We start from the raw sequence: 22424 nt of genomic DNA, 5'->3' as shown, positions 1-22424 counted from the left end.
AAGCTCCTCCATACGGAGGGTTGGAGGGGTATGAGTAACCCGGCATATATCCGCCGTAACGGCCTCCTCCGCAGCCGCAACCGGTGCCCGGGGGATAAACCGGGAACGGGTAATAGGGACTGCCATAACCATGTCTGAACGGAGGGTAAAACATAGGGTACATATTGAACTTCCTCCTTTTTTGTCACGTCAGTTTCAATTTATGTAAACACAAGCTTGGCTTATGACAAGGGGAAATCCATCATGGATCATCAACCAATCGGACAAAAAGATTTAAAGCAACTGTTGACTTACTTGCAAAACCTGGATCAAACGGGTTTTCGGGCCATGATCCAAAAATTGCATTCGTATGATCTGGCCCGCCTGTTTTTCCAATTGAGCAATATTTATCAAAGGCGCCTGCTCACCCTGTTGCAGCCGGAAGAAATCGCCCTTCTCATGGAAGAATTGGACCTTCAGGAACAAAAGGAAGTCCTTGCCGCATTGGGTCAAAAAAAAGCTGCGCAAGTACTCGACCACATGCCCAACGACGATGCCGCCGATCTGCTCAGCGAACTGGAATTGTCCCAATCCACTTTGCTTTTAAAAGAGATGAAAACAGTGGAAGCCGATCAGGTTCGGGCATTGCTGCATTATCCGGAAGACACGGCCGGAGGATTGATGACCAATGCATACGTCCAAATCTTCTCCCACTATACAGTGGAAGAAACATTGCGTTTTTTGCGGGAAATCGCCCCTGCTGCCGAAACGATTTATTATTTGTATGTGACCGATGTCCGCCACCGGCTGATCGGCGTTCTTTCCTTGCGGGACCTTTTGATCCGTGAACCCCACGAAAAAATCGACCGGATCATGAATGAACGGGTCATTTCAGTTCCAGTTGACATGGATCAGGAAGAAGTGGCGCGGATCCTGAGCCGATATGATTTTCTGGCCCTGCCCGTGGTGGATCAAAACAAAAAACTGGTGGGCATTGTCACCGTGGATGATATTATCGACGTCCTGATCGAAGAAGCCCGGGAAGATTTGGAACAACTGTCAGCCGTCCAACCGACGGACTTTGTAGATCCCTTTGATTCCGCCCGCAAGCGGATTCCCTGGCTGATCATCTTACTCGGAATCGGCATCCTCACCGCCAATCTAATCGGCTTGTTTGAAAGCACCATTGAAGTCCTTCCCGTTTTGACGCTCTTTATGCCGATGGTCGCCGGGATGACCGGAAATGCAGCGACGCAATCGCTGGCTTTGACCATCCGGGCCCTGTCCAAGGATCAACCCGCCCCGGATCACTTCCGGAAATTCATCCGTCAGGAAGGGATTGCCGGTGTGATCATCGGCTTGATATGCAGTGTTTTTATCACCTTGGCGATCGGAATTTGGAAAAGTTTTCAGCTGGGGTTGGTCGTCGGGCTTTCCCTTTTCTTCACCCTGATCTTGGGAACCATGGTCGGCACCTTCGTCCCCCTGATTTTGGAGAAATTCGGCATAGACCCGACAACCGCTTCCGGCCCTTTGATCACCACCTTAAACGATGTCTTTTCCCTGATGATTTACTTCGGGTTCGCCACCCTTTTTCTGCAATACCTCATGTGATCTCACAATGCGCGGACCAATCCTCTTCCGGTCCAGGGATCCGGACCTGCCGGCGGCAAATCAATGGCTCGCTGAAAAACCATTTTTTTGAGCTCGTTCGCATCCATCCGCGGATAAGCCGCCCGGTAAATGGCCAAAACCCCGCTGACATGGGCGGCGGCCATGGATGTCCCGCTTAAGATCGCAAACCGGCGTAACGAGTAGGTACTCAATATTTGCGATCCCGGTGCGGCCAAATCCACCTTTCCCGTCGCGGAGTAAGGTTCGCGCCCGTTATTCCGGTTCAATGCCGCCACCGAAATCACCGGGGCCAACCGCGCCGGAACCGAAACGGTGTCGCCCGTCCCCGCCGGCGTTCCGGTGTTTCCGGCTGCAGCCACCACCAGAATCCCGCGTTTGACCGCCGCTTGAAGAACATAATCCAACAGAGGCGTGGTCAACTTTCCCCCGCTGATACTGATGTTTAAAATATGCATGCGGTTGGCAATCGCCCATTCCACACCGCGAATCAAATTGGAAATCGTCCCTTTTCCCGATGCATTGAGTACTTTGATGGCATAAAGCGAAACCTTCGGAGCCACTCCCACCACACCGTAATGATTGTTCAATGCACCGATGATGCCGGCAATGTGTGTTCCGTGACCGTTTTCATCCATCGGCGGCAGAGAAGGAGACAGAATGTTGACTCCTCCTTTCACATTGGAAGCCAGATCGGGATGATGAAAATCAATCCCCGTGTCAATGACACCGACCCGGACGCCCGATCCGCTGTTTAAACGGCGTTTTCCGATCACGCGGGCGATATTCCACGTCAACACCTGTTGATTCATCATCTTGTGTTCGGGATAAGGCACGGCCGATGCTTTGATCACCTTGTTGACCTTATAATACGGGAGGGTTAACAACTGATCTTTGGCAATGCCGATCAATTCCGGACTATTGGCAATTTTCCGGGCCTGGTCGGGATGTTTGAATGACACAATCACCGCCGGCGTGTATTTTCCAACAAACAGGATGTTTCCTCCCGCGGCTTTGATTTTTTTCAAATGGGCAGGAGAGCGTAGCAACAAGTGATAGTTGGCACTCATAAAAAATCACCCCTTTGATTCTAGTTATGAATCGAGGGGTGATTTGGTATAGACGAGATTCATAGCGTTATAGTTTATTTTCCTTCTTCCCGGTCTTTGGTTCCGGAGGAAACCGGCCTGCTTTTTTCGCGGCTTGTTTTAAAATAAACTCGATCTGTGCATTCACACTGCGAAACTCATCCGCTGCCCATTTTTCCAAAGCCGAATAAAGTGCATGGTCGAGCCGGAGAAGGAAACGCTTTTTTTCTTTGCTCATGAGTACAGGGTGCCTGTATTGATCACAGGCTGGGATTCACTCTCCGAAACCAGCGCCACCATCAGATTATTGGCCATGGCCGCTTTTCTTTCTTCATCCAGTTGAACCACACCCTGTTTTTCCAAATGGGACAGCGTCATTTCAACCATACTCATGGCCCCTTCAACAATTTGCTTGCGTGCAGCAATGACTGCCTGCGCTTGCTGGCGGCGCAACATGGACTGGGCGATTTCCGGGGCATATGCCAAATGGCTGATCCGCGCTTCCAATACTTCCACCCCGGCAATCGCCAAACGTTTCCCCAATTCCTCCCGCAAATTCTCTGTCACATCGTCGGTGGCCGTACGCAGAGAGATTTCCGCATCGTCTTGGCGGTCATACGGATAACGGCTGGCAATGGCCCGGATGGCCGTTTCACTTTGCACCGCAACAAAAGAATCGAAATCTTCCACATCCAACAATGCTTTGGCTGAATCGACGACCCGCCAGACAATCACCGCTCCGATCAAAATCGGATTTCCGTCGGCATCATTCACTTTTAACTTATCGCTTTGGAAATTCCGGACGCGTAAAGAGATCTTTTTTTTGGCAGCAAACGGATTGAGCCAGAAAAACCCGTCTTCCCGGACACTGCCCACATATTTCCCAAAAAACAGCAAGACACGCGCTTCGTTCGGCTGAATGAGGGTGTACCCCGGCAAAGTGACGAAAAACAGAATCAACAAAATGACACCAAGCAAATGGCCTGCCAAAACCAACACTGCTCCGGCAACCAGTAATACCAAGTGAACCAAAAGCATCAAAAATCCATTCACTTTCCAGGTAACAACTTCCCGTGATTGATTCATACCTTCACCTCGAAATTGATTTGTTATCTAAATGATATCATTATGATAAATAAAAAACCACCCCTTTTTAAGAGATGGTTTTGCTCATTTCCCCAGGATTCTGAAGAGGACTTTGCTTGGCCGACTGGATGAATAACCGGGCCAACTCATCATAACCCGTTTGGTTGGGATGCACTTCATCGGCAAAATACTCTTTGCGGTTTAAAAACGATGGATACGGATCCACCATATTCACTCGGAACCGCTTGCACAAACCCGAATACGCCCGGTTCAACATCTGGACAAAGAGCTGCGCCTGCTCGATCCCCATCTCATATGCCGGCAACGGAATGTAAAATCCCAACAGATAAACGGTCAACCGAGGATTTTGCCGCCGGATCAATGAAAGGATTTGCCGGACATTTCTTTGCACCATGCGGGAAGATTTCAGGATTTCCCCGACGGTCAGCTTTCCTTTTTCAAACAGCTCGATAAAATCGCATCCCCCCGTGGTCACAGTCAAGTGGGTCAAACGCGGGAGGAGTCGTTGGAAAGCCGAATGTTGCACCAGCTGCAACAACTCGGTGGAAGTCATTCCCGAAATCCCCCAATTACGGAAGTGGCAGTGATCGGAATGCCTTAAATAACGGAAAAGCTGGGCCACGAAATGTTGTTGGGGACTGTTTGCCCCGATTCCTTCCGTCAACGAATCCCCGATGGCCAAATAAGAAACGGCGGCTGGTGGTTCATTATGCATCAAGACCCTCCCTTCTCATTTCGCCTTTCAAATGAAACGGCATGGGCAATGCAAGGAATCGCTTCGCCTTGCTGATAAGAAACCGGACTGAGCAAGGCTCCGGTCGCCACCACTAGGATCCGGTCATACACTCCTTCTTCCATCTCCTTCAATAAATGACCGTAAGTCACCACCGCACTGCTGGCACACCCGCTTCCCCCGGCAAAGGTTTGCTGATCCTGGGTATAAATCATCAAACCGCAGTCTTTGAATTTGGCTCCCATGTTGTAACCGTCATTCTCCAACAGTTCCCTGGCTATGGGTAATCCCACACTGGCCAGATCCCCGGTGACGATCAAATCATAATCATCCGCCGTCCGGCCTGTGTCTTTAAAATGGGTTTGAATCGTTTTGGCCGCGGCCGGGGCCATGGCTGATCCCATGTCAAACGGATTTTTCACACCCAAATCCGTCACCTTGCCAATGGTCGCATAGCGAATCCCGATTGTTCCCTTTCCTTTCCCGACAACACAAGCTCCGGCGCCGGTGACCGTCCATTGAGCCGTATCCGGTTTTTGGCCTCCGTATTCCGTCGGATAACGGTATTGCCTTTCGGCCGTGCAGTTATGGCTGCTGACACCGGCCACGGCATAATCGGCATATCCCCCGTCCACCAAAGCAGCAGCCAATGACAACGAAAGCATGGAAGTGGAACAGGCGCCGTACACTCCCAGCAGGGGAATTTGGTTTGTTTTGGCGGAAAAGGAAGCAGAAATGTTTTGGTTTAACAAATCGCCTGCCACATAGAAATTGATTTGCCCGGGGGTCAGGTTTGCTTTTTCAATGGCGATTTGCACTGCGTCTTCCAACATTTTGCGCTCGGCTTTTTCCCATGTCTCTTCTCCCATGTATAAATCGGAATACACCTTGTCATAACGATCCTTCAACAGCCCTTCGCCTTCCATGGGGCCTGCCGTGGCCGCACTGGAAAGCACACACAGGTCTTCGGAAAAGCTCCATGTACTCTGTCCGATTAATTTACTTTGTTTCAATTCCATCTCCCCCGATCATTTGATCCAATGAAAGAAAAAGTAGTGAATGATGCCGATGAAAAACGCCGCAACGGTTCCAAAGACAATCACCGAACCGGCCAGTTTGAACATGTTTCCGCCGACTCCCAGCACAAACCCTTCGGAACGGTGCTCCAAGGCGGCAGAAGCCATGGAATTGGCAAAGCCGGTCACCGGTACGGCCGTTCCCGCTCCTGCCCATTGACCGATCCGGTCATATACTCCCAACCCCGTCAACAAACAGGAAATAAAAACCAATGTGGCCACTGTTGGATTTCCGGCTTTCTCCGGCGGAAACCCAAACCACTTGACATACATTTGCGACAGCCCTTGGCCCAGCATGCAAATGGCTCCTCCGACCACAAATGCTTTCACACAGTTTTTCAGCACATTGGGCCGCGGTTGATGTTTTTTTGCCAGTTTTTGATACGCTTTTTGGGATTTTTTATCCACATTGGCTGACGAAATCTTTTCGCTCACGTTTTCTTCGCTCCTTTTTCAACCAGTATCTTCTTTTAGATTGCGGCCTTTTCGCCCACTTTATGCACCCGGATTCCCATGTAAAAAGCATGCAAAAAACCATGCCGCCGGCGTTTCACCGGCAACATGGCACAAACTCACTGGAGGTCATTGGATGCATTTGGATTGTGCGTTTCGGAGATTTCGTTCAAAGCCTGGCTGGCCTCATCCTGGAACTCCGGCTGAACCGCCAGATCCCCGATCGAAACAACTCCGACCACACGATTGTTTTCCACCACAGGCAAACGTCTCACTTGCGCTCTTGCCATCAATTCAGCGGCTTCATCCACCGTCATATCCGGTGTACCATAAACAAGATTGGTGGACATAATGTCGCTGACGGAACTGGAATTCGGCTTCTTGTCTGCAATTCCCCGTGTTACAAGGTCCCGGTCTGTAATCACGCCTTTTAACTCTCCGTTTTCCACAACCGGTATCATCCCGACATTGGAACCGCGCATTTTGTTTGCCACTTCATACACATTGTCCTGCGGCGACACAGCTTCAACGTTGGTCGACATGACTTCGCGTAAAGTATGCATCAGAATCCCCCCTTGGGTTATATCCTTTGCCAGGGAGGGACAACTCATTCCTGACACTGCCCGGGAATTTTCCCTATTTCCTCCAATTCCAGCCCCATTTCCCTCAAGGCCGTCCGGGTCAATAATTCGGCCCCGATTTTCATGGCCCTTTCATCAAAATCAAACATCGGATGATGGTGCGGATACCGAAAATCCTGATCATTTCCCGCCCCGATAAAGCAAAAGGCGCCGGGACGTTCCTTCAGGTAATAACTGAAATCTTCACCAGCCATTAAAGGTTCCATTTCCTTCACGCAGGAAACTCCGTCAATCTTTCGCGCTTCGTCCATTAATTCCCGTGCGGGCCGGGACTCGTTGGAAACGGCGGGATACCCCCACTCATAGTAAAATTCGCAATCGGCCCCATACATGCGGCAAGTGGACTCAGTGACTTCTTTCATCCGGCGCACAATCAACCGGCGGACTTCTTCATTGAATGTGCGCACGGTGCCCTCCAACCGGCAATGTTCCGCAATCACATTGAAAGTTTGCCCCGCCTGGATCATTCCCACTGAAATCACTGCCGGTTCCAAGGGATTGACTTCCCTGCTGATAATGGATTGCAAATGAACCACCAAGTGAGCGGCAATTTGCACCGCATCAACGGATTCATGCGGCAATCCGGCATGGCCGCCCCGCCCTTTGATCTCAATCCGGAACGCATCCGCCGCCGCCATCAACACTCCCGGGCGGGACCCGACCGTGCCGAGGGGAAGAGGCGTCCACAAATGGGCCCCGTAAATCACATCCACTCCTTCCAACACCCCGGCTTCAATCATGGCTTTGGCTCCTCCGGGAACCAACTCTTCAGCCGGTTGAAAAAGAAACAAAACATTTCCGCGCAACTCTTCACGCAACTCTGACAACAAAGCGGCTGCTCCCATCAACATGGCCATGTGCCCGTCATGCCCGCAAGCATGCATCACTCCCGGAACGGTCGAGCGGTATTCGCACGTTTTCTCATCCTGAATCGGCAAAGCATCCATATCCGCGCGCAATGCGACCGTGGGCCCTTCTCCTTTTCCTTTGAGGAAACCGGTCACGCCGTACCCGCCGACTCCCGTTTTGACCTCCAGATTTAAACTTTTCAGATAGCCAGCCACCTTTTCGGATGTTTCCCGCTCTTGAAAAGAACGTTCAGGATATTGATGAAAATGCCGGCGCCACTTTTTCATGAGGGGAAAAAGACGGTCCAATCGTTCTTTCATCTGTCCTCTCGGCACTCCTCTCTTCCCTTTTTCGCTCCTCCTTTATGCCCCTTTGTCCGGTTGCTTTGTCAAAGCGTTCGTACTATGATAAAAAAGGATTGAATACGGTGCCAATACAAAGGAGGCGCACATGAATGATTTTTTATGACAGTAAAACCAAAGGGATCAAAAAAGAATTCGGCGAAATGGAAAAATTAATGAAAAAATTGGGATTTGTCCGCTGGTCCTGGGATTATGAACGGGTCACGTACGATTACAAATTGTCAGCCAATGGCGTGAGTTACTACCTGCGTCTGAGCGGAGATGTCGTGAACGATAAACGTTTGGAACACCCGAAAGCATTGCTGGAGCTGGGCACTCCCGTATTTTCCCGTCACTTCTTCCCGCACGGCCTGGATGACACTGCCGAAGTCCCGGAAGAATTAAAAGAAGAAGTCCAACAACTGCTGAATGATTTGGAAAAAGCTTTGCTGGAAGAGAAAAAATAAAGATTTGGACAAAAGAAGAGGGTGCTTTGGCTTCACCCTCTTTTTCAACGCAACTCCCCGTTACCGGCTTGGACAGCCGTTTCCTTTATATGGACGCCGTCCACTTTGACATTGACTTCAACCACATGTAAGCCCGTCATCGTTTCCACGGCTTCTTTCACATTTTGTTGGAGTTCCCGGCATACTTTGTGAATGGGTTGGCCATAGTCCACGATGACTCTTAAATCAATGGCCGCTTCCAAATTGCCCACTTCGACTTGCACGCCTTTGGTGATGTTCTTCCCGCTCACCCGTTTGGCGAACTCTTCAGCCATCCCGCCTGACATGCTGGCAATTCCATGGGTTTTGCCTGCCGCCAGTCCAGCAATCACGGCAACCACGTCGTCGGCAATCCGGATCGACCCTTGATTGGTTTCTTCAGCCACGCATCATCCCCCCTTGTCGTCAGAATGGCCCCCGGTTATAGTTTAGCACAACCGTCCGGCGGAAATCCGGTCAACTTACCTTATACCCGGCGATTTTCACCATGGTTTGCACCTGAGAATGGTTGAGATTCACCTTATAACCATAATATGTTTTATCTTCCATCTCAATTTCTACAGGAACAATAAATTTCCCTTTTAAAAGCTTCGTAAACAATTGGTTCGCTTCCATTTCGTCCAAGTGGAATTTACGCATAAAATCATTTTTGATCCACGTGCTTCCATAACTCTTTCCAATATTGTTGGGATCATGATACCATTCATAAATTTGCACCACCGCATTATGAATCAGGCGATCCAGCTGCGTCAGATTCTGAAATTCGTTAATATTCAAAAATTCAAAGAGATTGTGGGTTTGGTCACAAAACTCATGCAACTGAGCGGTTCGGGATAAACTTTCATCACAAAGGCAAAAAAGTTCAACCTGCTTTCCTCTCGACCACAAGCGGTCCAAAAGCGGGATCATGTCCTGATCCGCACTGACGATTACAAACGTGTTGATTTCGGGAATTTCATATAACACTTCCATGGCATCCAAACACAACTGAATGTCCGCCGCATTTTTCCGTTCCCGGCCGTTTCGCCCGTTCCCGTACACCTGATGGATGTGAACCCGTTTTTTTTGCAGGCTCATCATGGACAAATCCAATTGCTCAAAATCCGCATATGCTTCCATGAGGCGGATGGCATCCCGTCCGTAATGTTCTTGCAGACGCAAAAATAAATTATGAGTCTCATCCGGGTGATCCGGGTCCATATGATACTTTTTGAGTCCGTAATACACATTTTCCAGATCAATAAATATCGCTATGTCCTTGGACACGGGAGTCATCGAACGTCCCTCCCTTCATAAAATGGAGTATGTTCAATTATTTCGATTTTTTACAGAGATTTCCTGCCATAAACTTTCGAAATCGTCTTACAGATACTTTGATAGGATTTGACATTTTTTTGCGTTTCCGTATGACAAAATCGTTTTTTGTTCAACATAAACTCACATCTTATGGAATGAGGGGTGCGCAGGATTGAATAACAAATGGTTTTATCCTTTATTGATTCTTTCCACCTTGCTCAGCGCAGGGGCTCATTACTTTTGGGGCAACCAATTCATCCAATTTGTTGCAGCTTCCTTCTCTCTTTTGCTGTGGGCTGCGTTGTTGGGAAAAGCAACGGAAAATGTGGCCCATTATGCCGGGGAACGGTTGGGGGGACTGTTAAATGCCACCTTCGGCAATGCGGCTGAATTGATCATCGCTATTTTTCTGGTGAAAGAAGGATACTTCGACATGGTCAAAGCAAGCATCACCGGTTCGGTGATCGGAAACTTGCTGTTGGTGCTGGGACTGAGTGTCCTTTTCGGAGGGATGAAACATAAAACCCAGCGCTTTAATTCCGAACTTGCCGGCCATAATGCATCCCTGATGATGCTTTCCGTGATCGCCCTGTTTATCCCGGCCGCCTTTATCCAATCTCTCGGGGAGCGGGAGGTCGGGATTATCAGCATGGTCATTGCTTTTCTCCTGATTGCCGGCTATTTTTTGTGGCTTTATTTCTCTCTTGTCACGCACAAAGATGAATTGGGGGACGCCGTGGATGGTCTGCCGGACCGGGAAGAAGAAAAAGAGGAACCGGTTTGGTCCGGGAAAATTTCCCTCCTCCTTCTTTTCATTTCCACGGTTTTTGTGGCAATTCAAAGTGAATGGCTTGTGCACAGCGTCGAAGCCGTCGCTCACACCCTCGGATGGTCCCAATTATTTGTCGGCGCTTTTCTGATTGCGATCATCGGAAATGCAGCCGAACACAGCGCAGCCATCTTTCTGGCCATGAAAAACCGGATGGGGGCGGCCGTGGAAATTGCCATCGGAAGCAGCCTGCAAATCAGTCTCTTTGTGGCCCCCGTCTTAATCTTTGTGAGCCGGTTGTTTCAAAATCCCATGGACATCCTCTTCACCCATCATGAAATTGCGGCCATTGCCGTCTCTGCATTGATCACCGCATCCATTTCCCGGGACGGGGCGACCAACTGGTATGAAGGGGTTTTGCTGCTGATTGTCTATTTCATCTTGGGCGCGGTCTTTTTTGTCGCCTGAATCCAAAAAGAAAAAAGACTCCTCTTTTTCAAAGGAGTCTATTCATCTATGACATATTATCATTAGACTTAGGCAAAACTTTCGAATAAAAATCAGCTAATTTCCGTTCCAGATCATGAATGATTTGTTGCCCTTGCTCTTTTTCGATTAATCCTGCCCGGACGGCAAAATCAATTTCCCTTGATAAACCAAACATTTGTGTATCTAGAACTTCCTCATATAAAGGACATTTTGGCAAGGTGAGATTGTCAAGCTGTACGGAAATAAGTTGAGCGATTTTATCTGCATCTTCTCTGAGTAATTGCAGAGCCTTGTAACTCAAATCGGTCTGTGTTGGTATGGTCAAAGCAAACCCCTCCATCGACCGCCGTCATTGCAATTGGTTTGCTTAAAACGGCCCGTATTCCCTGCGTTAAAGTTAGTGTATCATGACCCCCTCCGTTTGTAAAATACCGAATCCCGTTATTAGAAAATACTTAAATCCAATTCCCTCGAAAGATCTTCCAATAACGCAACCCCCCCGATGCTGTTTCCCTTTTCGTTCAGGGCCGGACCGAACACTCCGATTCCCATTTCCATCGGCACGGAAGCCATAATGCCTCCCGAGACCCCGCTTTTTGCCGGTATTCCCACTTTGATGGCAAATTCCCCGGACTCATTGTACATGCCGCATGTCACCATAAAGGTTTTCGCCATTCGGGAAACATAGACCGGAACCACCATCCGGTTGTCAAAGGTTTGTCCGTACCGGGCCAGGCATAATCCGATTTTGGCCAGGTCTTCACAGGTAACCTGAATCGAGCATTGAAGCAAATAGGCTTCCAATGTTTCCTCCACCCGGTCGATCAGGTTGAGTTCTTTCAACAAGTGGGCCAGTGCCCGGTTCCTGTGCGCCGATTCATATTCGGAACGAAAAACTTCTTCATCCACTTCAATTCCTTTGCTTCCTGTCATTTCCTCGATCAGCCGGATGATCCGCCCCGTCTTTTCCCGTGCCGTTCTCCCTTTGATCAGGGAGGTCACCACCAACGCCCCGGCATTGATCATCGGATTTAACGGCTTTTTCAACTTCATCATTTCCATGTTATATATGGAATTAAAAGGATCGCCGGTGGGCTCCATTCCCACTTTGGAAAAAACTTTGCGGTCCCCGTTATCCATTACCGCGAGCATCAATGCAATCACCTTGGAGATGCTTTGCAGCGTGAAGCGTTTCGGAAACCGTCCAGCCTGATACACTTTTTGGTCCTTTGTGACAACGGTGATCCCCAGCTGGGACGGATCCTGCCCGGCCAATACGGGAATATATTCGGCACACTTGCCATACCGGGTTGTGGGCAGATGTTTTTCAATCAAACGCTCCAGTAATTTTTGCATATCGGCTTCCTTCTTTCCGAAGTTCTTTTATGAATTATCATGTCCGATTCAGCATTTGTTATTTTATTCTCCGCTCCATCTTCGATATAATGAAAACGTTATAAAATTCAATTCGTTTGGGTGATCATGATGAATTCCGTCATTCAAGTAACCGGAGATGTAAAATATACCATTCATCTGGATCCAACCATTTGGATTTTTGATGAGCGCCGTTTCCCTCTTGAGGAGCGTCTGGACGGAGTGAGCGGGCTGGCTGTCGAATTGGCCCCGTTTCTGGCCAATGCCGAGCCTTCCGAAAAAGCCACCAAGTTGATTTGTCGCCGCCGTCAGGGCGAAGATGTTGTCATTTCCATGGAAGAAGCGAAAAAAGCTTATTTGTGCTTTGCCAAAGACAACAAACCAATCCGGGAAGGAGGTCCGGCGCTTCTGTATTTGGCAGACGGCAGCAACAAGGATCAGCCGGTCGATTATCTGACGCATCTCGAAGTGGTGGAATGACCCGCCCGCTCAATTCCCTCAGGAAAACGAACGAGGAGGCCTTTTTTCGGCCCCCTCGTTCTTCTGTTTTATCACATCACCGGAAATGGCGGTATGGCTCTTTTAAACATCCGCCGTCGTCCATCCCTCTTCCGTACCGCCAAAAAGTTTCTTCTTATTTTCGAATCATGAAAAAGGTTCCCGATGCATGCGCGATCAATTGATTTTTCTCATTCTTGATCTCACAAGTGGCGGTTGCCAAATGGCTTCCCATCTTCAGCAATTTGGCTCTGGAAATGATCCGTTCGCCCGTTCCCGGTGACAAATAATTGATTTTCATTTCGGCCGTCACGGCTCCCTGGTATTTGTCCGACAGCCGCCGGTTGATCAACGATCCCATCGTTGAATCGGCCAGTGTAGCCGTGATGCCTCCATGGACAATGCCGGCTTTATTCAACATGAACGGAGTGATCGGAACGGAAAACTGATACTCATCCTCACCGATGAATTCACCCTTCAACCCCATAAAACCGGACAAATAGGCACTGTCACGATCCCTTTTTTGCCGGATGGCCTGTACAGCCAAAGATAAAATTTCCCTTTCCTCATCGTTGCCGTCCCGGAGAATCCTGTCCAGTTCCTTCCTGAGATCCACCTTTTCTCTCTCCTTTACTTGCAAATATGATCCCGTTTCAAAAACAAGCTGTCCTGAGAAAACCGCACGGCCACGGCTCACAAACCCGGTTCACGCCATGTTTGAAAGCAAATAATGATACAAAAGCAGATACGTGTTTTCCAAAGCATCCCGATGCGTCCGTTCATAAGCATGAGAAGCATCCACCCCCGGGCCGATCAAGGCATGCTTCACATCATACCCTGCCCGGACGGCGGCACTGGCATCAGAAGCATAATGCGGATAAATGTCCACTTGATAAGCAATGTGATGCTCCTCGGCCAGCCGGATCAAATGATTGGTCAACCCGTAATGATAAGGGCCCGAACCGTCTTTGGCACAAATGGACACGCTAAATTCATCCGATGCCTGCCCTTCCCCGGTCGCCCCCATGTCAACCGACACGTATTCGCAAACAGGGACCGGGATCCCGGCATTCGCCCCAAAGCCCACTTCTTCGAAGTTGCTGAAATAAAAATGGGTGGTATAAGGCAGTTTCGCCCCGGATTCTTTCAAATGTTTTAAAAGCTCCAGCATGACGGCCACACTGGCTTTGTCATCCAGATGGCGGGCTTTGACAAAACCGGTATCCGTTTGGACAACGGACGGGTCAAATGAAACAAAGTCCCCCACCCGGATGCCAAGCGCCTCAATCTCTTCCCGGGAGCCGGCCCGCACATCCAGCCGGACTTCCATGTTCTCATCGGAGCGTTCTTGTTTTTCGGCATCATGATAAACATGAACCGACGTATGGGAAGCGAGGATGGTTCCGGTAAACACCTCTCCTTTTCTCGTCTCCACAAAGCAATAGGCCCCGTCCACGGAAAACCAACCAAACCCGCCGATTTTGCTCAATTTTAAGCGCCCGTCTTCCTTGATCTCTTTCACCATGGCACCCAACGTGTCCACATGGGCTGTCACAAACCGGTGTTGGGTGTCGTTTTCTCCCTTGATGGTGACAAGCACCCCTCCTTTGTTGGTGAACACCGGCTGCATTCCCGCCTTGGTCAACCGGCGGGTGACATATTCAATCGCATGGTCGGTATGGCCGGAAGGACTTTGAATTTGCATCAATTCCACCAGGGTGGTTAAAACTTGTTCTTCCGGAAAATTCATGATTCATTCCCCCTTGAGCTTTTAGAAAAAAGAGGCTTCCCCTTCCATCTGACTAAATGAGAAGGAAGCCTCTTCCTCTTGGCCGCTGATTCTCTTTATTTTTTTTCTACGCTTGCAACATGGGTTTCTCCTGCTTTTAAATCTTCTTGCTCTTTAAATTCAATCTTCCATTCGGCTGACTGAGGAAAAACCACCGGCGAAACCGGCGATTTTCCTTTCCCCTTCAAGAAATCCACATCCACCTTTAACAATTTTTGCCCAACTTTGACCGAATCGCCTTCGCTGACAAAGGTTTCAAATCCTTCACCGTTCAACTCCACTGTGTCAATGCCGATGTGGACCAGAATTTCCAGGCCATCCGCTGTTTTTAAACCGATGGCATGCTTTGTCGGGAAAACATGAATTACTTTGCCATCGACCGGGGAAACCACTTCCCCGCCAACCGGATCCACCGCAAATCCTTCTCCCATCATTCCTTGGGAAAAAACTTGGTCCGGCACTTCATCCAATGATACAAACCGTCCGTTCATCGGGGAATAAACTTCAATGCTTTTCTTTTTTTTCTTCCAAAAGAACATTTTTTTGCCCCTCTCTTTGATCCATTTTGTTTATTTTAGATTTTCCGGATTGAGCGGAATCAAATCGTCCACTACAAAGAGCCCGTCTTTGCGAATCAGTTCGCCGTCAAAATAAATTTCTCCGCCGCCGTATTCCGGCCGTTGAATCAAAACAAGATCCCAGTGAATGGCCGAGCGGTTGCCGTTATCCGCTTCATCGTAAGCCCGTCCCGGAGTAAAATGGAAACTTCCGTTGATTTTTTCGTCAAACAAGGTGTCCTTCATCGGATGATGGATATGCGGATTCAAACCCAAACTCCATTCCCCGGCATAGCGGGCTCCTTCATCGGTGTCCAAAATTTGGTTTAACCGCTCGGTGTCATTGGCGGTCGCTTTCACAATTTTACCGTCTTTGAGCTCAAAGGAAATGTTTTCAAAGGTGACTCCCTGATATACCGACGGGGTGTTGAACGTAATCACGCCATTGATCGAATCGCGGACCGGAGCGGTGAACACTTCCCCGTCGGGAATATTCATTTCCCCTGCACATTTGACCACCGGAATTCCTTTGATGGAGAAGGTGAGGTCTGTTCCCGGGCCCACAATCCGCACTTCGTCCGTCTGCTCCATTCGTTTCACCAGCGGATCCATGGCTTTGGACATTTGTTCATAATCCACATTGCATACACGGAAATAGTAATCCTCAAAAGCCTCCGTACTCATGTTGGCCAGCTGTGCCATGGACGCGTTGGGATAACGGAGAACCACCCATTTCGTGTGTTTCACCCGTTGCTCGCTATGTACCCGGTGATTAAACAGGCTCATGTACAATCTCATTTTTTCTTCGGGAACATCACTCAGCTCACTCACATTGTCATTGCCCCGGATCCCAATGTAACAATCCATGGATTTCATCTGTTCGAGCGCATGGTATGTTAACGTTTCCATATGTTCTTCAGAAGTTCCCATTAAAAGCGCACGGGTGATCATCTGGTCGTTGAGCTGCACGTACGGATGCCCGCCCGCTTTATAAACCTCCTCAATCAATGCACGGGCCAGTTCCCGTTCATTGCCGAATACATCAATCAGGACTTTTTCCCCCGGTTGGACTTTGCAAGAATGGTTCACCAAAATTTCGGCCAATTTCAAAACACGTGAATCACGCATTTCTTCATCCCCTTTATGGTTCAATGTCGATTGTGTTGCATCTGTTTCTTGTCATTTTTATATTCTAACACTTCTTTGCCCAAAGCGTACAATCTTTTCATCCCCGCCGGTCCGGTGTACAATGGGAACCATACCTGCGAAAACATGAAATCACCCGGTCTCACCGATCACGACCGGAGAAATGGAGGGCATTCAATGTTTGCTTTTGAAGAAGTGAAAGGAGACAAAACCACGCGTTATGAATCCATGCAACAACAACTGTCCGCCCTGTTGGAAGGAGAAACCTTCTGGCTTCCGAATTTATCCAATGCCGCCTCACATTTATTTCATTCCTTGTCTGACATTAACTGGGCCGGCTTTTACCTGATGAAAGACGGCGAATTGGTCTTGGGTCCTTTCATGGGCAAACCGGCTTGTGTCCGGATCCCCGTCGGAAAAGGCGTATGCGGAACCGCTGTCAAAGAGGAGCGGCCGCAACTGGTGAAAAACGTCCTGGAGTTTGCCGGACATATCGCTTGTGACGCCGACAGCCGTTCCGAAATCGTCATCCCTTTGTCGGTAAACGGAAAAATCATCGGCGTCTTGGATATTGACAGCCCGAAGGAAGCCCGTTTTGATGAGGAAGATCTGGCCCAGCTGGAAAAGTACGCCGAAATCATAATCCAAAAAACGGACTGGAGTCCGCTCCTTGCAAACTGAAAAACCCCGGTGTTGTCTCCAACCCGGGGTTTTCAAACCTTTCCCGTTCAATTGTAAACCTGGCTTAAAAACTGCCGGGTCCTTTCTTCTTTCGGGGATTCAAAAATTTGTTCCGGCGGTCCCGATTCCACAATCACCCCTTGATCCAAGAACATCACCTGATCGGCCACTTCACGCGCAAATCCCATTTCATGGGTGACAATCACCATCGTCATCCCGTCTTGAGCCAGTTCTTTCATCACGGTCAACACTTCCCCCACCAATTCGGGATCCAGGGCGGAAGTCGGTTCGTCAAACAGCATGACTTTCGGCTGCATCGCCAAGGCCCGCGCAATCGCCACCCGCTGTTTTTGTCCGCCGGATAAAGCGTAAGGATAGACATGGGCTTTTTCGCGCAACCCGACTTTGTCCAACATTTTCAGTCCCAAACGCTCGGCCTCTTCTTTGGGAACTTTTTTCACATGAACCGGGGCCTCCATCAGATTTTGAAGAACTGTCCGATACGGGAAAAGGTGAAAATGCTGAAAAACCATGCCGACTTCCTGGCGAATCCGGTTCAGATTCTTTTTTTCGGCTCCACTTTTTTTCCCTTGAACCAAATTTCGCCTCCGTCCGGTTTCTCCAAAAAATTCAGGCAACGGAGCAATGTGCTCTTTCCCGAACCACTGGTCCCGATGAAAACAACCACCTCGCTTTCTTCCACTTTAAAATTGACATCCTTCAACACCTGCACTCCTCCGAACGACTTGTTCAACTTTTTCACCTGAATCAAGCACGGACACTCCTTTGTTCCACATCCAAATGCTTCTCCACCCACTGCAGCAGAAATGTAAAAATCAAAACCAATGCCAAATAATAAAACCCGTTAATCAAATAAGTCTCAAACTGCTTAAAATTATCCGCCGCCGCTCCCAAAGCCGTGGCCCACAACTCGGTTCCGCCGATATAAGCCACCAGGGAAGAATCTTTCAACCCGATGATAAACTGGTTCCCCAAGGAAGGAATGGAACGGCGAAAAGCCTGCGGCAAAATAATCCGGCGCATGGCCATCGGATAAGTCATGCCAAGGGAACGGGACGCTTCCATCTGTCCTTTGTCGATGGATTGAATCGCGCCGCGGAAAATTTCCGCAATATAGGCTCCGGCATGGATGGCCAGCGCATACACCCCGGCCGTGAACGAATCCAACACCACGAGTTGCGCCAAGCCGAAGTAAATGGCAAAAATCTGCACAATCAGCGGCGTCCCGCGAATCAACCGTGATATAAACCGTTGCAATTCCATTTAAAACGGCATTGCGGGAAATTTTGAAAAATGCAAACACCAAGCCAATCGCCGTTCCCAAAAGCAAGGACCAAAACGTTAACTGAACGGTTTGCCAAGCGGCTTTGGTAAAGCCAGCAAACGTCACTTGGAAAATTTCCATGATCTCCATGTTTCTGTTGAAAGTCACCCCTTCACATCTATTTCATTTATTTTCCAGAAGATTCCGATTGAAATACTTGTGACTGATCCGGTCATACGTCCCGTCCCGGATGATCTTTTCAAGAGCCTGATTTAACTTTTGCTGCAATTCTTTATCCCCTTTATGCACGGCAATGGCCATCTCGTCTTGTGTCAGCGGCTCACCGACATCTTTGATCGGGAAATTCATCCGGTTCATCGCATACAACCCGACGGCCTGGTCGGTAATGACGGCATCCAGACGCCCGGTCGGCAAATCCTGCAAAGCGGTGATGTCGCTGGTGTATTCCACGAGATCGGAACTGTAGCCGGATGCCACCTCTTTAAAAGTGGACGCCTTCATCACCCCGATGATTTTTCCTTTCAAATCATCCGCCGAACGAATGGACGTGTTCTCAGCGGACACAAATATTTGCGCACCCGAACGGTAATAAGGGATCGTAAAATCAACAGCTTGTTTTCGCTTCTCGGTAATCCCCATGCTGCCGATGATGGCATCATATTTTCTCATTTGCAAACCGGCAATGATGGTTTCCCAAGGCGTGGCAACCGGATTGGGTTTCAATCCCATTTCTTTGGCCAATGCCTTCCCGATCTCCACATCAAATCCGGTCAATTCTCCTCCCTGCCGGGTGTCATGATAGTTGAACGGTTTATACAGACCGCTCATCGCAAAGGTAAACGTTCCTTCTTCCAAAGTAAACCGGCCTTCGGGGCGGTCCGGCACACAAGCAGTGAAAAACAGAAAACAAAAAACCATGCCCAAAAAAGAAAACCAACGGAAACGGATCACAAAAACCTCCTTTTTTCAATACAACAGATAAAAAATCCAAACCTTATTCCCGATATGCGTTATGTATTTCCCGTTCTATTGCATTTTTAAACCATAAAACTTTATATTTATAATGTTAGATTTCATAAAGATCAATAAAAAAACCACCCGTAACGCAGGGTGGCTGCAAGATTCCGGGAACAAATCAAGAGGATTCAATCAAACTGCTTGTATCCACTTTCCATATTCCCTGTTCATTTTTCACCATTTGAAACCGGCTGGCATCTTCGCCCATCAGCGGATACTCGACGTAACCCGTATGGTCATCAAGTTGGACAAACTTCACTTTTGTCACTCCGGTCAACACCCGTTTCATACTGTTCACCTTTTGGATCAGTTTCTGGTGGTCCCCGGGCTTTTTATTGACAGACAACAATTCCTCCATCTCTTCATCATGGTTCAAAACGGCGTGGAGATACAGCTTGGCCGCAACAATGGGATCGATCTGTTTCAAATCTTCCACCGGTTTGCTCTTATACTGATCATAAATCTTTTGTTCATCTTCCCGGAGTTCGAGCAGATGGGTTTCTTCCAGCATCATCACTTTCTTTTCGTTTCCAACCACCGTGCCCGTTCCCATTTCCGGCTGATCCGCGCATCCTGCCAACAACACGCCACAAACGCCACAGAACACAAAAAACATGGCCAAACGAAGATTGACACGAAGCATGTCCGTTTCCTCCCATCCCAAAAAAATCCCCCGGTTTCACAACCAGAGGACTTCTCTGTTCTTGTTCCAAGATTCAAAGACCGCGAAAATCGGTGTAAATCCGATAAGCCCGGCGGATCTCTTCTTTCATCCATTCCGGATATTCTCCCTCGTCCAGTTCGTCCAGATAAACCCAACGGTAAAGGTCATGCTCTGCACTTAAAGTCAGATCTCCCGTGGGTTGGTCACAGGCAAATTTAACAATGATCAAATGCTTTTCTTCCTGGATCTCATCGTATATATATGCCGGTGCCACCACTTTCACTTCCAAACCGGTTTCTTCCTTCACTTCCCGGGCCAACGCATCCATGATCGGTTCGCACGGTTCCAAACCGCCTCCCGGAAAGTCCCAACCGTGAGTGTCTTTGGCCAGGCGTTCTTCCAGCGACTTGCGCAAAATTAGCACATGGCCTTCATGAAAAATAATCGCTTTTGCCACGATTTTGTAAGGTTTTGTCATAAAAATCCCCGCCTACTTCAAACGGAAAAAGGTTGAGGAAGCTGTGGCAATCATCTTTTCCCGCTCATCGAACACTTTGGTTTCCAAAATAATGGTCGTTTTTCCCTTTTTGATCACTTGCGTTTCGGAAGTCAGCCAGCCTTCCTGGCCTGGTGCCAAAAAATGAACATTCAAGTCCAGGGTCACGACCCGGGCATCTTTCCCTTCCATTTGAAAAATGGTGGATCCCATGGCCGTGTCGATAAAAGTGGCGGTGATGCCGCCATGCAAGATTTTGTAGCGGTTTTTCAATTCATCTGTGATGCACATGCGGTGAATGTACGCATTTTTCTGTTCATCGTAGCCCGTCGCTTGAAAGTTCATGACTTCCTCAATATATGCCAGCGGGCTGACCCTTGTGCGTTTCAAAGCTTGAACCAGTTTATGTATGGTTTCAATTTCACCGGGATTTAAATCCTGCAGTTCTTGGTATAAAGTTTCTAACGTCATCGTTGCTCCTCGGTTCATATCTTGATTTTTCTTCTATTATCTTAACGAAACCACCCGCAGGACGCAAGAATCCCCGCCTTTTTAAGACGGGGAAATTTTGTCACCATCCGCCCGATACGGAAATGGTCTCTCCGGTCACCGCCCCGGCCGGATCCGAAGCAAGATAAACCGCACAAGCAGCCACTTCTTCCGGGCGGATAAACCGTTTGACGGCTTGTTTATTCAACAAATGTTTCATCAAAGCCTCCTGTTTTGTGATCCCTTCTTCCGAGGCCAATTTCTCCAGTTGATTTTGCACCAGCGGGGTATCCACGGCGCCGGGCATGATCGCATTGGCGGTAATGCCGTAATCGGCGGTTTCCAAAGCAACCGTTTTGGTCAGCCCCACCAATCCGTGTTTGGCTGAAATATAGGCCGCTTTAAAGGGGGAAGCGGTCTTTCCGTGCACGGACGAAATATTGATGATCCGCCCGTACTTCTGTTTTTTCATCACCGGCAACACATGTTTGATCAACAAAAACGGACCGGTCAACATCACATCCAACAAATGATTCCACTTTTCGAGCGGGAAATGCTCTACCGGATCAATATGTTGCAATCCGGCATTATTGACAATCACATCGATGCTGCCCCGTTCATCCACAAGCAACTTGGTGTTTTGCTTGATTTGCTCTTCGCTGGTCACATCCACCGCATAGCCTTTGGCCGATCCGGCCGTTTCATTTTGGATGTCTTCCGCCACCGATTCAGCCGCTTCTTTCTTTACATCCCAGACCGCCACAAAGTCTCCTTCTCCGGCAAACGCCCGGGCAATGGCCCGCCCGATCGTTCCGGCAGCGCCTGTCACAATCACCGTTCTTTCCGCCATCCGGTATCCTCCTCTTGAAAAAATTTTTAATAAATTCCCGTCGCGATGGTCAACAAGATCATAAGCGGAACAACCAACGTCTTGATCACCGTGATCGCAAAAATGTCCGGATACGCTTCCCGATGCGTCAATCCGCAGATCGCCAGAAGGGTGATGACCGCCCCGTTATGGGGCAATGTGTCCATGCCGCCGGCCGACATGGAAGCGATCCGGTGCAACACTTCGGGATCCGTCCCGATGCTTGCGGCCAGCTCCAGATACTTTTGCCCCATGATGTCAAGGGCAATGCTCATCCCGCCGGATGCGGACCCGGTGATGCCGGCCAGAATGTTGATGGACAATGCCTCGGAAAAAAGGGGATTCACGTCCATCGACAACAGGGCACGGGTAATCGACTGAAACCCCGGCAAGCCGGCAATCACATTTCCAAACCCCACTTCCGAGGCTGTATTCATGATCGCCAATGGCCAAATTCCGGTTTCCGTTCGCAGCTTTCAATGCTTGCCGGATCGCTTCTTTTTCCGCCCGGGCCACGGCGGACTTCAAGGAAAATTTCCCGTCATGGCATCCTTGTTTTTTCTGCAGGTGATACGGCAAG

At 49.0% G+C, this 22424-nt stretch carries 26 protein-coding genes and 3 pseudogenes; 5 read left to right on the top strand and 24 right to left on the bottom strand.

Annotated elements, in window-relative coordinates; genetic code table 11:
- The first annotated feature begins 243 nt into the window (after positions 1–243).
- Positions 244–1593: a magnesium transporter gene (gene mgtE / locus NYE37_RS04465; protein WP_037995589.1), complete on the top strand. Its 1350-nt coding sequence runs from the start codon at positions 244–246 to the stop codon at positions 1591–1593.
- Between the two features lie 2 nt (positions 1594–1595).
- Here the strand turns inward: mgtE and NYE37_RS04460 are convergent, their stop codons facing one another.
- The 8 genes from NYE37_RS04460 to NYE37_RS04425 form a co-directional block, all read right to left on the bottom strand.
- Entirely contained in the window at positions 1596–2681 is a 1086-nt protein-coding gene (locus tag NYE37_RS04460; protein ID WP_049720448.1) for a S8 family peptidase, read from the bottom strand.
- Between the two features lie 67 nt (positions 2682–2748).
- Positions 2749–2937, bottom strand: a complete 189-nt coding sequence (locus NYE37_RS04455; protein WP_037995590.1) for a hypothetical protein — start codon at positions 2935–2937, stop codon at positions 2749–2751.
- A complete protein-coding gene (locus tag NYE37_RS04450) occupies positions 2934–3785 on the bottom strand; it encodes an SPFH domain-containing protein (protein WP_037995592.1) in 852 nt (283 codons plus the stop codon). Before NYE37_RS04450 ends, NYE37_RS04455 begins: the two co-directional genes overlap by 4 nt.
- 67 nt (positions 3786–3852) lie before the next feature.
- The gene (locus NYE37_RS04445; RefSeq protein WP_037995593.1) at positions 3853–4521 is read right to left on the bottom strand and encodes an SGNH/GDSL hydrolase family protein; all 669 of its coding nucleotides are present in this window, start codon (positions 4519–4521) and stop codon (positions 3853–3855) included.
- The gene (gene spoVAD, locus NYE37_RS04440) at positions 4521–5558 is read right to left on the bottom strand and encodes a stage V sporulation protein AD (protein WP_049720449.1); all 1038 of its coding nucleotides are present in this window, start codon (positions 5556–5558) and stop codon (positions 4521–4523) included. The genes NYE37_RS04445 and spoVAD overlap by 1 nt, the downstream gene beginning before the upstream one ends.
- Positions 5559–5567: 9 nt before the next feature.
- Positions 5568–6050, bottom strand: a complete 483-nt coding sequence (gene spoVAC / locus NYE37_RS04435; protein ID WP_236533659.1) for a stage V sporulation protein AC — start codon at positions 6048–6050, stop codon at positions 5568–5570.
- Between the two features lie 137 nt (positions 6051–6187).
- Complete coding sequence (locus NYE37_RS04430) at positions 6188–6631, bottom strand: CBS domain-containing protein (RefSeq protein ID WP_037995596.1); 444 nt, start codon at positions 6629–6631, stop codon at positions 6188–6190.
- Positions 6632–6675: 44 nt separating this feature from the next.
- A complete protein-coding gene (locus tag NYE37_RS04425) occupies positions 6676–7878 on the bottom strand; it encodes a M20 metallopeptidase family protein (protein ID WP_049720450.1) in 1203 nt (400 codons plus the stop codon).
- 134 nt (positions 7879–8012) lie between these two features.
- Between NYE37_RS04425 and NYE37_RS04420 the strand changes: the two genes are divergently transcribed.
- Complete coding sequence (locus NYE37_RS04420) at positions 8013–8366, top strand: YugN family protein (protein WP_037995599.1); 354 nt, start codon at positions 8013–8015, stop codon at positions 8364–8366.
- A gap of 44 nt (positions 8367–8410) precedes the next feature.
- On the opposite strand, the gene NYE37_RS04415 is transcribed toward NYE37_RS04420, so the two are convergent.
- Positions 8411–8791 carry an Asp23/Gls24 family envelope stress response protein gene (locus NYE37_RS04415; protein ID WP_340711835.1) on the bottom strand — a complete coding sequence of 127 codons (381 nt, stop codon included), beginning with the start codon at positions 8789–8791 and terminating at the stop codon, positions 8411–8413.
- Positions 8792–8861: 70 nt separating this feature from the next.
- Entirely contained in the window at positions 8862–9680 is an 819-nt protein-coding gene (locus tag NYE37_RS04410; protein ID WP_340711834.1) for an NYN domain-containing protein, read from the bottom strand.
- A gap of 193 nt (positions 9681–9873) precedes the next feature.
- Here NYE37_RS04410 and cax point away from each other — a divergent pair, with 193 nt between their 5' ends.
- Positions 9874–10938: a calcium/proton exchanger gene (gene cax, locus NYE37_RS04405; RefSeq protein ID WP_049720452.1), complete on the top strand. Its 1065-nt coding sequence runs from the start codon at positions 9874–9876 to the stop codon at positions 10936–10938.
- 46 nt (positions 10939–10984) lie between these two features.
- Here cax and NYE37_RS04400 read toward each other — a convergent pair whose 3' ends face one another.
- Together NYE37_RS04400 and glsA are read right to left on the bottom strand one after the other, a co-directional pair.
- Entirely contained in the window at positions 10985–11284 is a 300-nt protein-coding gene (locus NYE37_RS04400) for a YlaN family protein (RefSeq protein ID WP_232335082.1), read from the bottom strand.
- Between the two features lie 119 nt (positions 11285–11403).
- Complete coding sequence (gene glsA, locus NYE37_RS04395) at positions 11404–12315, bottom strand: glutaminase A (protein WP_037995606.1); 912 nt, start codon at positions 12313–12315, stop codon at positions 11404–11406.
- Positions 12316–12444: 129 nt separating this feature from the next.
- Between glsA and NYE37_RS04390 the strand changes: the two genes are divergently transcribed.
- A complete protein-coding gene (locus NYE37_RS04390) occupies positions 12445–12813 on the top strand; it encodes a hypothetical protein (protein ID WP_037995608.1) in 369 nt (122 codons plus the stop codon).
- 154 nt (positions 12814–12967) lie between these two features.
- Here the strand turns inward: NYE37_RS04390 and NYE37_RS04385 are convergent, their stop codons facing one another.
- The 4 genes from NYE37_RS04385 to NYE37_RS04370 all read right to left on the bottom strand — a co-directional run bounded on the left by NYE37_RS04385 (position 12968) and on the right by NYE37_RS04370 (position 16305).
- On the bottom strand, positions 12968–13447 hold the full coding sequence (locus NYE37_RS04385; RefSeq protein ID WP_037995611.1) for a PaaI family thioesterase: 480 nt from the start codon (positions 13445–13447) through the stop codon (positions 12968–12970).
- 90 nt (positions 13448–13537) lie between these two features.
- On the bottom strand, positions 13538–14581 hold the full coding sequence (locus tag NYE37_RS04380; RefSeq protein ID WP_037995613.1) for a M42 family metallopeptidase: 1044 nt from the start codon (positions 14579–14581) through the stop codon (positions 13538–13540).
- Between the two features lie 95 nt (positions 14582–14676).
- A complete protein-coding gene (locus NYE37_RS04375) occupies positions 14677–15159 on the bottom strand; it encodes a PTS sugar transporter subunit IIA (RefSeq protein WP_037995616.1) in 483 nt (160 codons plus the stop codon).
- A gap of 30 nt (positions 15160–15189) precedes the next feature.
- Complete coding sequence (locus tag NYE37_RS04370; RefSeq protein WP_037995618.1) at positions 15190–16305, bottom strand: aminopeptidase; 1116 nt, start codon at positions 16303–16305, stop codon at positions 15190–15192.
- Positions 16306–16500: 195 nt separating this feature from the next.
- On the opposite strand from NYE37_RS04370, the gene NYE37_RS04365 reads away from it, so the two are divergent.
- The gene (locus NYE37_RS04365; RefSeq protein ID WP_037995621.1) at positions 16501–17004 is read left to right on the top strand and encodes a GAF domain-containing protein; all 504 of its coding nucleotides are present in this window, start codon (positions 16501–16503) and stop codon (positions 17002–17004) included.
- 47 nt (positions 17005–17051) lie between these two features.
- Here NYE37_RS04365 and NYE37_RS04360 read toward each other — a convergent pair.
- The 8 genes and pseudogenes from NYE37_RS04360 to NYE37_RS04325 all read right to left on the bottom strand — a co-directional run.
- Positions 17052–17776, bottom strand: a pseudogene (locus NYE37_RS04360) (amino acid ABC transporter ATP-binding protein).
- Positions 17773–18433: pseudogene (locus NYE37_RS04355) on the bottom strand (amino acid ABC transporter permease). Before NYE37_RS04355 ends, NYE37_RS04360 begins: the two co-directional pseudogenes overlap by 4 nt.
- Before the next feature lie 39 nt (positions 18434–18472).
- Positions 18473–19258: an ABC transporter substrate-binding protein gene (locus NYE37_RS04350; RefSeq protein WP_445330305.1), complete on the bottom strand. Its 786-nt coding sequence runs from the start codon at positions 19256–19258 to the stop codon at positions 18473–18475.
- A 187-nt stretch (positions 19259–19445) separates the two neighbouring features.
- A complete protein-coding gene (locus tag NYE37_RS04345; RefSeq protein WP_049720456.1) occupies positions 19446–19970 on the bottom strand; it encodes a hypothetical protein in 525 nt (174 codons plus the stop codon).
- A gap of 73 nt (positions 19971–20043) precedes the next feature.
- The gene (locus NYE37_RS04340; protein WP_049720457.1) at positions 20044–20469 is read right to left on the bottom strand and encodes an NUDIX hydrolase; all 426 of its coding nucleotides are present in this window, start codon (positions 20467–20469) and stop codon (positions 20044–20046) included.
- Between the two features lie 12 nt (positions 20470–20481).
- Positions 20482–20958 (bottom strand): PaaI family thioesterase, encoded by a 477-nt coding sequence (locus tag NYE37_RS04335; protein ID WP_049720458.1) that lies wholly within the window; start codon positions 20956–20958, stop codon positions 20482–20484.
- A 100-nt stretch (positions 20959–21058) separates the two neighbouring features.
- Positions 21059–21826, bottom strand: coding sequence for a 3-hydroxybutyrate dehydrogenase (locus NYE37_RS04330; protein WP_037995633.1), 768 nt, complete (start codon positions 21824–21826; stop codon positions 21059–21061).
- A 26-nt stretch (positions 21827–21852) separates the two neighbouring features.
- Positions 21853–22290 (bottom strand): annotated as a pseudogene (locus tag NYE37_RS04325) (GntP family permease); the annotation flags it as partial.
- Positions 22291–22424: the final 134 nt, after the last annotated feature.

The organism is Thermoactinomyces sp. FSL K6-2592, assembly GCF_038006465.1.
Classification (GTDB): domain Bacteria; phylum Bacillota; class Bacilli; order Thermoactinomycetales; family Thermoactinomycetaceae; genus Thermoactinomyces; species Thermoactinomyces vulgaris.
Note: the sequence above shows the minus strand (reverse complement) of the source record. Positions and strands in the feature narration are given on the sequence as shown.